General features: G+C 72.7%; 12 protein-coding genes. 1 reads left to right on the top strand and 11 read right to left on the bottom strand.

Features of this window, described 5'->3' with window-relative positions:
• Nucleotides 1-44: 44 nt before the first annotated feature.
• The 9 genes from FLP23_RS04205 to glmS form a co-directional block, all read right to left on the bottom strand.
• Nucleotides 45-518 (bottom strand): hypothetical protein, encoded by a 474-nt coding sequence (locus tag FLP23_RS04205; protein WP_149324707.1) that lies wholly within the window; start codon nt 516-518, stop codon nt 45-47.
• 94 nt (nt 519-612) lie between these two features.
• Complete coding sequence (locus FLP23_RS04200; RefSeq protein WP_149324706.1) at nt 613-1,029, bottom strand: DUF4190 domain-containing protein; 417 nt, start codon at nt 1,027-1,029, stop codon at nt 613-615.
• 63 nt (nt 1,030-1,092) lie between these two features.
• Nucleotides 1,093-2,181, bottom strand: coding sequence for a tRNA (adenosine(37)-N6)-threonylcarbamoyltransferase complex transferase subunit TsaD (tsaD, locus tag FLP23_RS04195; RefSeq protein WP_149324705.1), 1,089 nt, complete (start codon nt 2,179-2,181; stop codon nt 1,093-1,095).
• Nucleotides 2,174-2,668, bottom strand: a complete 495-nt coding sequence (rimI, locus tag FLP23_RS04190; protein WP_149324704.1) for a ribosomal protein S18-alanine N-acetyltransferase — start codon at nt 2,666-2,668, stop codon at nt 2,174-2,176. Before rimI ends, tsaD begins: the two co-directional genes overlap by 8 nt.
• Nucleotides 2,665-3,279: a tRNA (adenosine(37)-N6)-threonylcarbamoyltransferase complex dimerization subunit type 1 TsaB gene (tsaB, locus tag FLP23_RS04185; protein WP_149324703.1), complete on the bottom strand. Its 615-nt coding sequence runs from the start codon at nt 3,277-3,279 to the stop codon at nt 2,665-2,667. The genes rimI and tsaB overlap by 4 nt, the downstream gene beginning before the upstream one ends.
• Nucleotides 3,280-3,288: 9 nt before the next feature.
• Nucleotides 3,289-3,771 (bottom strand): tRNA (adenosine(37)-N6)-threonylcarbamoyltransferase complex ATPase subunit type 1 TsaE, encoded by a 483-nt coding sequence (gene tsaE, locus FLP23_RS04180; protein WP_281290308.1) that lies wholly within the window; start codon nt 3,769-3,771, stop codon nt 3,289-3,291.
• Complete coding sequence (gene alr, locus FLP23_RS04175) at nt 3,768-4,865, bottom strand: alanine racemase (protein ID WP_149324702.1); 1,098 nt, start codon at nt 4,863-4,865, stop codon at nt 3,768-3,770. The genes tsaE and alr overlap by 4 nt, the downstream gene beginning before the upstream one ends.
• Nucleotides 4,862-5,218, bottom strand: a complete 357-nt coding sequence (locus FLP23_RS04170) for a holo-ACP synthase (RefSeq protein ID WP_149326182.1) — start codon at nt 5,216-5,218, stop codon at nt 4,862-4,864. The genes alr and FLP23_RS04170 overlap by 4 nt, the downstream gene beginning before the upstream one ends.
• Nucleotides 5,219-5,220: 2 nt before the next feature.
• Nucleotides 5,221-7,071 (bottom strand): glutamine--fructose-6-phosphate transaminase (isomerizing), encoded by a 1,851-nt coding sequence (gene glmS / locus FLP23_RS04165; protein WP_149324701.1) that lies wholly within the window; start codon nt 7,069-7,071, stop codon nt 5,221-5,223.
• Between the two features lie 86 nt (nt 7,072-7,157).
• Here glmS and coaA point away from each other — a divergent pair, with 86 nt between their 5' ends.
• Nucleotides 7,158-8,105, top strand: coding sequence for a type I pantothenate kinase (gene coaA / locus FLP23_RS04160; protein ID WP_149324700.1), 948 nt, complete (start codon nt 7,158-7,160; stop codon nt 8,103-8,105).
• Here the strand turns inward: coaA and FLP23_RS04155 are convergent.
• Together FLP23_RS04155 and glmM are read right to left on the bottom strand one after the other, a co-directional pair.
• Nucleotides 8,102-8,539 carry a nitroreductase family deazaflavin-dependent oxidoreductase gene (locus FLP23_RS04155; protein WP_149324699.1) on the bottom strand — a complete coding sequence of 146 codons (438 nt, stop codon included), beginning with the start codon at nt 8,537-8,539 and terminating at the stop codon, nt 8,102-8,104. The two genes, coaA and FLP23_RS04155, sit on opposite strands and share 4 nt — an antisense overlap.
• Before the next feature lie 114 nt (nt 8,540-8,653).
• Complete coding sequence (gene glmM, locus FLP23_RS04150; RefSeq protein WP_149324698.1) at nt 8,654-10,021, bottom strand: phosphoglucosamine mutase; 1,368 nt, start codon at nt 10,019-10,021, stop codon at nt 8,654-8,656.
• Nucleotides 10,022-10,036 lie beyond the last annotated feature (15 nt).

Raw genomic sequence — 10,036 nt, 5'->3', positions numbered from 1 at the left:
GACGGGGGCCGGGGCGCGACGCACCCCGCCCCGGCCGTGGCGCCTCAGTAGCGGCTGCCCGCGACCGCGAACAGGCCGAGCCAGCCGATGATCGAGACGATGCCGATCGCGAGGCCGATGAAGCCCAGGATGATGCCGGTGATCCAGAAGCCCTTCGCCGCCGGCTCCTTCGCCTTGCCGATGAAGCCGAGCACCACCGCGGCCGCGGGGATGAACAGCTGGAGCACTCCGCCGACCACCGGGATGATGACGATGAAGCTGCCGACGATGCCGATGATGCCGGCGATGAGCGAGATGATGCTGAGCACCGGCGCCTTCGCCGCGGGGGCGTAGGCCGCGGACGGCGCGGCGGGCGTGGTGGTCGCGTAGGGGTTCACCGTCGGGGCAGCCGGTGCAGCGGGGGCAGCCGGTGCGGCGGGAGCCTCCGGTGCGGCGGGAGCGGCGGCATCCGCGGCGGGCGGAACCGGCGGAACGACCGCCTCCTCGGGCTCCGACGGGGTGGATGTGGGGTCGGTCATGTGCGTGCTCCTTCGCCTCGGCGTGACCTCGCCATGCTCGCAGCGGGCCCGTGAGCTGTCAACGCACGCGGCCAGCGCGCTGCGACGCTCCCGCTCAGAACAAGCTGCCCGCCGTGGTGAGCACCCACAGCCAGAACGCGATCCCGACGATCGCGATGCCGATGAACAGGTACCCCACGACGAGTCCCGCGATCGCGAGACCGCTGCCGCGCTCGCCGCGCGCCTTGATCTGCGCGAGCGCGAGGTGGCCGCACACGACGCCCGCGATCGCCGCGAAGCTGACCAGGATCGCCCCGAGGGAGAACACGAGCGACAGGATCGCGAGCGTGTTCGTCCGCCCTGCGCTCGCGTAGGCCGGGCCGTGCACCGTGTACGGCACGAGCCCGGGTGCCGGAGGTGCCGGCATCGGCGCGGGCGGCGCCAGCGGCGCAGGCGGCGCGACGGCGGGATTCGCGGCCACGTACGGGTTCACGGGCGGCTCGTCTGCCGTCGGGATCACGGGGTCGCTCATCCACTCTCCTTCCTCGCCATGCTGGCAGCGGGACGGCCGACGGGCAAGCCGCGAGCGCGACCGTCAGGCCTGGATGGTCGTGACCGGCAGCGTCGAGTCGGCACCGAAGCCGAGGCCCGATGGGGCGTGCCCGGCCGCGATGAGCTGGGCGGCGAGCGCGGCGATCATCGCGCCGTTGTCCGTGCACAGCGAGAGCGGAGGGATGCGCAGGGTCACCCCCGCGGCGGCGCAGCGCTCCGCGGCGACCTCGCGGAGCCGCCGGTTGGCGATCACCCCGCCCCCGAGCAGCAGCCGCGGCACCCCGAGCTCCCGGCATGCGTCGAGCGCCTTCGTCACGAGCACATCGACGACGGCCTCGCGGAAGCTCGCGGCGACGTCGGCGACCGGCGGCTCGATCCCGGCATCCCGGGACGCCTCGACGGTGCGCGCGACCGCGGTCTTGAGCCCCGAGAAGGAGAAGTCGAAGCGATGCCGCACGAGATCCTTGGGGGCGGTGAGCCCGCGGGGGAAGCGGTAGGCGGCGGGGTCTCCCGTCGCGGCGGCCCGGTCGATCTCCGGCCCTCCCGGGTAGGGCAGGCCGAGGAGCCGCGCCACCTTGTCGAAGGCCTCACCCGCGGCGTCGTCGATCGTCTCCCCGAGCAGCTCGACATCCGAGACGAGGTCGCGCACGAGCAGCAGCGAGGTGTGCCCGCCCGAGACGAGCAGGGCGATCGTCGGCAGCTCGAGCGCGCCCTCCCCGACGAGCGGATCGTGGCGCAGCACGTCCGCCCCGACGTGCCCGACGAGGTGGTTGACGGCGTAGAGCGGCTTGCCGAGCGACACCGCGAGCGCCTTGGCGGCGCCGACGCCGACCATGAGCGCCCCGGCGAGCCCCGGGCCGCTCGTCACCGCGATCGCGTCGAGCTCGTCGAGCGCGACTCCGGCGGTCGCGAGCGCCTCGCGGATGGCGGGGGTGAGCGCCTCGAGATGCGCGCGCGCCGCGATCTCGGGCACGACGCCGCCGTAGCGAGCGTGCTCGTCCATCGACGAGGCGATGACGTTGGCGAGCAGCTCGTTGCCGCGCACGATGCCGATCCCGGTCTCGTCGCAGCTCGTCTCGATCCCGAGCACGAGACTGCCCCGGGAATCGCGCGACCTGGTCGTCTCAGGCATGGTGAATCGACCAGCTCGCCCGATTCTCGGCCACCGGGAGGGTGAGCTTCATGATGACGGCGTCGACCCCGTCGGGCTGGTAGTAGTTCGGACGCACGCCGATGCGCGCGAAGCCGCGAGAGGCGTAGAGGGCCTCGGCGCCCGGGTTGTCGGCGCGCACCTCGAGGAACACCTCGTGGGCGTCGCGGGCGCGCGCCTCCGCCACCAGGGCATCGAGCAGGGCCGCCCCGATGCCGCGACGGCGCGCGGGCTCCGCGACGGCGATGGTCTGGATGTCGCCCTGGCCACCGCCGCGCGGGGCCAGCAGACCCGCGTAGCCGAGCACGGCGTCCGCCTCGTCGACCGCGACGAAGTACACGCGATGCGGACCGCCGAGCTCGTCGGCGAGCATCTCGCGCGACCAGGCGTCACTCGGGAAGGTGGCCTGCTCGAGCGCGTCGATCGCATCGAGGTCGGATGCGGTGGCCGCGCGCAGCTCCCAGCTCACGAGCTCACCCGCTTCGGCACCGAGAGCGTGACGTCGGGGGCGCGCAGGTAGACGGGCTCGGCGGGTCCCGTCTCGGCGCCCGCATCGCGCAGCGCGAGCGCGAGCCGTCCCAGGGCGCCCGCGTCGATCGTGGCGGCGTCGATGCGCCGGTAGCCCGGTTCGGCCGCGATCGGGTCGATGTCGGCAGCGAGCACGAGGGCCGGTCCCGCGAGTCGTCGCGGGAGCCCGTCGGATGAGGGGGCCGCGTACCGCGACCAGGCGAGCTCGCGGCGGCGGGCATCCGTCACGACGAGCACCCCGTCCTGCTGCCCGAACGCGACCGCGTCGTGCGAGACGACCGGCAGCACGGGACGCGCGATGCCGAGCGCGAAGACCCGCGCGGCCGCGATGCCGACCCGCAGCCCGGTGAACGGCCCCGGTCCCATGCCGACCGCGACCGCCTCGAGCCGCACGGGCACCACGCGCGCCTCGTCGAGCACCGCCTCGATGAAGGTGCCGATCAGTTCCGCGTGCCCACGGGTGTCGGCGCTCGTGCGCACCGCGAGCACCCCGCGCTCACGGTCGACGACCGCGACGCTCGTCCCCGTGGAGGTGTCGATCGCCAGCAGCACCGCACCAGCCTATGTCTCGGGCGGGAGCCGGAGTCCGTCCCACCGGGGGCCGTGAGGGGTGAGACGCACGTGACGGGGCGCGTCGTCGGATGCGGGATCACCCCCGTGGGGGCGCTCGATGTCGAGCGCGAGCCACGAGTCGATCGCGCCGTCGAGCTTGTCCGCACCCCACTCCACGACCGTGATGGAGCCGTCCAGGTCGAGGTCGAGGTCGTCCACCTCGGCGGCCGAGGCGAGTCGGTACGCGTCGACGTGCACGAGGGGCACCCCGGAGGCGGTGGGATGGGTGCGGGCGAGCACGAAGGTCGGGCTCGTGATCGCGCCCCGCGCGCCCAGTGCGGCACCCAGCCCGCGGGTGAGCGTCGTCTTGCCCGCGCCCAGTTCGCCGTTCAGCAGCACGACATCGCCCGCGTGCAGCAGCGCCGCGAGGCGCGCGCCGAGCGCCTCCATCGCCTCCGCATCCGGGACGACGAGCTCGATCGACGCACTCACGGCACCGGCACCCTGCGCACCCGCGGGCCGACGCGCGTGACGATCTCGTAGCCGATCGTGCCCGCGGCGTCCGCCCACTCCCCGGCGCTCGGGGCGCCCGTCGCCGGATCGCCCCACACGACCACTTCGTCGCCCACCGCGACCCGGGCGTCGCCGACGTCGACCACGAACTGGTCCATCGCGATGCGACCCACCTGGGGGTAGCGCACCCCGCCGATCGACACCTCGGCGCGATCCGAGGCGTGGCGCGGGATGCCGTCCGCATAGCCGAGCGGGACGAGCGCGAGCGTCGTCTCACCGCCGGTGCGGTGCACGTAGCCGTAGGAGACCCCGGTGCCGGCGGGCACCCGTCGCACCGCAGCCACCTGTGTCGCGAGCTCCATGACGGGACGCACCCCGAGTGCGGCGAGATCGAGGGAGGCGTCGGGCGCGACGCCGTAGATCGCGATGCCGAGGCGCACGAGGTCGAACCGGGCGTCGGGGGAGGTGAGCGCGGCGAGGCTCGCGGCCAGGTGACGCACCTCGGGCCGCAGTCCGGCGGCCTCCGCCGCGGCGACGAGCGTCGCGAAGGTGTCGCGCTGGACGGCGTCGTCGGCGCGGCTCGCGCCCGAGAGGTGGCTCATGATGCCACGCACCCGGACCGCTCCGGCCCCCTCGAGCGTCGCGGCACGCGCGAACACGGCCTCCGCGTCGCCGGGCGCGACACCGTTGCGGCTGAGCCCCGTGTCGAGTTTGAGGTGCACGGCCGCGCCGACCGCGGCCGCCGCCTCGAGCTGCGCTGCGGAGCTCACCGCCACATCGACGTCGGCCTCGGCGGCTGCCGCGAAGTCGGCGGGCGAGCCGTGCAACCAGGCGAGCACGGGCGTCCGGATGCCCGCCTCGCGGAGCGCCAGCGCTTCAGCGAGGTCGGCGACGCCGAGCCAGTCCGCACCCGCGTCGACGACCCCCTGCGCGACCGGCAGCATCCCGTGCCCGTAGGCGTCCGCCTTGACGACCACCATGACGGCGGCGGGAGCGACCCGGCGACCCAGGGCCTCCACGTTCCCGGCGAGCGCGTCGAGGTGGATGCGCGCCTCCCGCAGCGGGACGCTCACGGCAGCCGCTCCGCGACGACCGTCGCCACGGCGACCCCGGCGTCGTGGCTCATCGACACGTGGACGGCGTCGATCCCGCGGCGCGCGAGCAGTGCCGCGAGCGGACCGTCGATCGCGAAGGAGGGGTTGCCGTTCGCCTCGCTCTCGATCACCATGTCGACCCAGTGCACGTCTTCGGCGTCCCCGAGAGCCTTGATGAGGGCCTCCTTGGCCGCGAAGCGTGCCGCGAGCGATCGCGCCGGAAGCAGGCGTTCGCCCTCGGCGAACAGGCGCTCGCGCAGCCGTGGCGTTCGCGCGACGGCGCGCTCGAATCGGGCCAGATCGACCACGTCGACGCCGAGCCCGACGATCACCGTCACTCCACCGTGACGGATTTCGCGAGGTTGCGCGGCTGATCCACGTCGAGCCCCTTCGCGGTGGCGAGCTCCATGCCGAAGACGTGCAGCGGCACCACCCCCAGCAGGGGCTGGAAGAACGGCGCCGCGAGCGGGACCCGCAGCACCTCGTCCGCGAACGGCACGACGGCGACATCCCCCAGCTCCGCGATCGCGATCACGCGAGCGCCGCGCGCGCGGATCTCCTGGATGTTGGAGACCACCTTCTTGTGCAGCGAGGAGGGATCGCGCGGGCTCGGCACGAGCACGAACACGATCTGACCCGGCTCGATGAGCGCGATCGGACCGTGCTTGAGCTCGCCGGCCGCGAAGCCCTCCGCGTGGATGTAGGCGAGCTCCTTGAGCTTGAGGGCGCCCTCGAGCGCCACCGGGAAGCCCACGTGGCGGCCGAGGAACAGCACCGACTGGGTGTCGCTCATCCAGTGCGCGAGCTCCGCGATCCGGCCCGAGACCGCGTCGACCACCTGCTGGAGCTTGTGCGGCACCGCCTCGAGCTCGCCGAGCTGCGCGGCGATCGCCGCCTCGGAGAGCGCGCCGCGCTGCCCCGCGAGGTGCAGGCCGAGCAGATACAGAGCGGTCACCTGCGCCACGAACGCCTTCGTCGACGCGACCGCGACCTCGGGGCCTGCATGCGTGTAGAGCACGGCATCCGACTCCCGCGGGATGGTCGCACCCTGGGTGTTGCAGATCGAGAGCGTGCGTGCCCCCTGCTCGCGCGCGTAGCGGACCGCCATGAGCGTGTCCATGGTCTCGCCGGACTGACTGACCGAGACCACGAGGGTGCGCTCGTCGAGCACGGGGTCCCGGTAGCGGAACTCGTGCGACAGCTCCACGTCGACCGGGATGCGCGCCCAGGCCTCGATCGCGTACTTGCCGAGCATCCCCGCGTACGCGGCCGTGCCGCAGGCCAGGATGAGCACGCGGTTGATCCCCGCGAGCTCCTCTGCCACCCCGTCGAGCTCGGGAAGCTGCACCGTGCCGCCCACGACCCGGCCGCGGAGGGTGTTCGCGACCGCGTCCGGCTCCTCGCTGATCTCCTTCTTCATGAAGCTCGACCAGCCGCCCTTCTCGGCGGCGGATGCGTCCCAGGCGACCTCGAACTCCTTCGCCTCGACGGGCGTACCGGCGAAGTCGATGACCTCGACCGAGTCGGGCCGGATCGTCACGATCTGGTCCTGGCCGATCTCCATGGCGCGCTTGGTGTGCTCCACGAAGGCCGCGACATCCGACCCCAGGAAGTTCTCCCCCTCGCCGAGCCCGATCACGAGCGGCGAGCTGCGCCGCGCGCCCACGACGACGCCGGGGGCGTCCTGGTGCAGCACGAGGAGGGTGAAGGCGCCCTCGAGGCGATGCACCGTCTGCCGCATCGCCTCCGTGAGGTCACCCGTCTCGCGGAAGGCGCGCCCCACGAGCAGCGCCGCGATCTCGGTGTCCGTCTCGGACTCGAAGCTCTCGCCGGCGGCCGTGAGCTCGGCCTTGAGCTCGGCGAAGTTCTCGATGATGCCGTTGTGGATGAGCGCGAGGCGTCCGCCGTCGCCGAAGTGCGGATGCGCGTTGACGTCGGTGGGCCCGCCGTGCGTCGCCCACCGCGTGTGCCCGATGCCCGTGTGGCCATCGGCGATCGGGGATTCGGCGAGATCGTCGACAAGCACCCCGAGCTTGCCGGCGCGCTTGCGCGCACCGATCCCGCCGTCGTCGGGGAGCACCGCGACACCGGCCGAGTCGTAGCCGCGGTACTCGAGGCGCTTGAGACCCCCGATCAACACGTCGAGGCTGCTGCCGGGGCCGACATAGCCCACGATTCCGCACATGTTGACGATCCTAGGCGACCACCCCGAGCCCCGTCCCGGCGGGGTTCGGGACGAGCGGGGCGCGGTGCGGGACTACGCTCGACGGGATGGCTGACCCCGGCGAGCGTCCCGCGACGGCGACCCCGTTCCTCGAACTCGATCGCGCCGACTGGGCGGCACTGGCCCCCTCGACCGCGCATCCTCTGCGCGAGGAGGAGCTCGTGCGGCTGCGCGGACTCGGCGACGCGCTCGATCTGCGGGAGGTCGCCGAGGTGTACGTGCCGCTCAGCAAGCTGCTGAGCCTCTACGCGGTCGGCGCCAAGGCCCTGCACCGCTCCACACGCGACTTCCTGGGTCAGAGCGAACCGCCCACCCCGTTCGTGATCGGGGTCGCGGGCTCCGTCGCGGTGGGCAAGTCGACCATCGCACGACTGCTGCGCGAACTGCTCGCCCGTTGGGATGACACTCCGCGCGTCGAGCTCGTCACGACCGACGGCTTCCTGCTGCCCAACGCCGAGCTCGAGCGGCGCGGACTGATGACCCGCAAGGGCTTTCCCGAGAGCTACGATCGCCGCGCGCTGCTGCGCTTCGTGAGCCGGATCAAGAGCGGCGTCGACGAGGTGCGCGCGCCCGTGTACTCGCACCTCGCGTACGACATCGTCCCGGACGCCGAGATCGTGGTGAGGCGCCCCGACATCCTGATCGTCGAGGGGCTCAACGTCCTGCAACCACCAGCGCCGGGCGCCCGGCTCGCGGTGAGCGACCTGTTCGACTTCACGATCTACGTCGACGCGCGCACGATCGACATCGAGCGCTGGTACGTCGACCGCTTCCTGCGGCTGCAGCGCGGCGCGTTCGCCGACCCCCGCTCGTACTTCCACCGTTTCGCCACGCTCGACGACGAGGAGGCGCGCGCCCGCGCCCACAGCATCTGGCGCGACATCAACGGGCCGAACCTCGAGCAGAACATCGCGCCCACCCGCGCACGCGCCTCGCTCGTGCTGCGGAAGGCCTCGGATCACACGGTGTCGAGCGTGCTCATCCGGAAGGTCTAGTCGACCGGCTCCAGCACGAACACCGGGATCTCCCGGTCGGTCTTCGCCTGATACTCCGCGTAATGCGGCCAGGTCTCGTTCGCGCGAGCCCACCAGATCGCCTTCTCGTTCCCCGTCACCTCGCGCGCGAGGTAGTCGCGCTTCACGGGGCCGTCCTGCAGCTCGACGTGCGGGTTCGCGACGAGATTGAAGTACCACGAGGGATGCCGCGGCGCACCGCCGCGTGAGGCGACCACGGCGTAGCGTCCGTCGTGCTCGACGCGCATGAGCGCGTTCTTGCGCAGCTTGCCGCTCTTGGCGCCCACCGAGGTGAGCACGATGATGGGGCGGCCGCGCAGCTCGTTCGCCTCCGCGCCGTCAGAGGCCTCGAAGGCCTCCGCCTGCACGCGCGCCCACTCCGAGGTGCTCGGCTCGTACTCTCCGTTCAGCGGCATCGCCGCTCCTTCCTCTCCGTCTCAGAAATGCAGGACACCCGGCACGAAAGCCCCCGATCTCCGGGATCACTCACTCGGCGGGAGCATCATCTCCTGCATTTCTGAGGTTCGCTGTCAGGAGAACGCCAGGCGCTCGCGCACGATTCCCGCGAGTTCGTCGGCGATCCGTTGCGCCTGCTCGGCCTCGAGGGCCTCCACCATGACGCGGACGAGCGGCTCGGTGCCGGAGGGCCGCAGCAGCACCCGGCCGTCGTCGCCCAGCAGCGCGGCGTGCCGCGCGACCGCATCCGCGATGACCGCGTCGCCGTGCAGGGCGTGGTGGTCCACGTCGCGCACGTTCACGAGCACCTGCGGGTAGACGGTCATGATCCGGGCGAGTTCGGCGAGCGTCTTGCCGGTGCGCGCCAGCTCGGCCGCCAGCTGGAGGCCCGTGAGAATGCCGTCGCCGGTCGTCGCGTACTTGCTGAAGATGATGTGGCCGGACTGCTCGCCGCCGAAGCCGAGCCCGTGCTCCGCCATGGCCTCGAGCACGTAGCGGTCCCCGACCGCGGTCTCGACGATGCGGATGCCGTGCTGCGCCATCGCGACGCGGAGTCCCAGGTTGCTCATGGTGGTCGCGGCGAGCGCGTCGTGCGGAAGCTGCCCGCGACGCTGCAGGGAGACCGCGAGGATCGCCATGATCTGGTCGCCGTCGACGACGTTGCCCTGCGCGTCGACCGCGAGACAGCGGTCGGCGTCGCCGTCGTGGGCGATGCCGAGGTCGGCGCCCGAGAGCCGCACGAGCGCCTGCAGCTTCTCGAGGTGCGTGGAGCCCACGCCGTCGTTGATGTTGAGCCCGTCCGGGTCGGCGCCGAGCACCGTCACACGAGCGCCCGCATCCGCGAAGACCTGCGGGGAGACGCCGGCGGCGGCCCCGTGCGCCGCGTCGATCACCACGTGGAGGCCGTCGAGGCGCACGTCGAGCGTGCCGAGCAGGTGCAGGAGGTAGCGGTCCTCGGCATCCGAGAAGCGCCGGATCCGGCCCACGCCCGCGCCGGTCGGGGCAAGCTTGGGCTGGCTGAGCGCCGCCTCGATGCGATCCTCGACCTCGTCGGGAAGCTTGACGCCGCCGAGCGCGAAGAACTTGATGCCGTTGTCGGGTGCCGGGTTGTGCGACGCCGACACCATGACGCCGAAATCGGCGTCGATGTCGCCCACGAGGAACGCGGCGGCCGGGGTCGGGATGACGCCCGCGTCGAGCACGTCGATGCCCGAGCTCGCGAGCCCCGCCGCGACGGCCGCCGAGATGAACTCGCCGGAGACCCGCGGGTCGCGTGCGATGACGGCGCGCGACCGCCGCCCCTCGCCGCGCACCTGATCCGCGTGGCGCCCCTGGGTGAGGACGCGGGCAGCGGCCTGCGCGAGGCCGAGGGCCAGGTCCGCGGTGATCACCTCACCGTTCGCCAGCCCCCGGACCCCGTCGGTGCCGAAGAGACGCGGCATGCGCGTATCGAACGA

The organism is Protaetiibacter larvae (assembly GCF_008365275.1).
In the GTDB taxonomy this organism is placed as follows: domain Bacteria; phylum Actinomycetota; class Actinomycetes; order Actinomycetales; family Microbacteriaceae; genus Homoserinibacter; species Homoserinibacter larvae.
Note: the sequence above shows the minus strand (reverse complement) of the source record. Positions and strands in the feature narration are given on the sequence as shown.

Coding starts and splice junctions, on each gene's coding strand:
- FLP23_RS04205 (WP_149324707.1), bottom strand. CDS start 518: ATGACCGACCCCACATCCACCCCGTCGGAGCCCGAGGAGGCGGTCGTT.
- FLP23_RS04200 (WP_149324706.1), bottom strand. CDS start 1,029: ATGAGCGACCCCGTGATCCCGACGGCAGACGAGCCGCCCGTGAACCCG.
- tsaD (WP_149324705.1), bottom strand. CDS start 2,181: ATGCCTGAGACGACCAGGTCGCGCGATTCCCGGGGCAGTCTCGTGCTC.
- glmS (WP_149324701.1), bottom strand. CDS start 7,071: ATGTGCGGAATCGTGGGCTATGTCGGCCCCGGCAGCAGCCTCGACGTG.
- coaA (WP_149324700.1), top strand. CDS start 7,158: ATGGCTGACCCCGGCGAGCGTCCCGCGACGGCGACCCCGTTCCTCGAA.
- FLP23_RS04155 (WP_149324699.1), bottom strand. CDS start 8,539: ATGCCGCTGAACGGAGAGTACGAGCCGAGCACCTCGGAGTGGGCGCGC.
- glmM (WP_149324698.1), bottom strand. CDS start 10,021: ATGCCGCGTCTCTTCGGCACCGACGGGGTCCGGGGGCTGGCGAACGGT.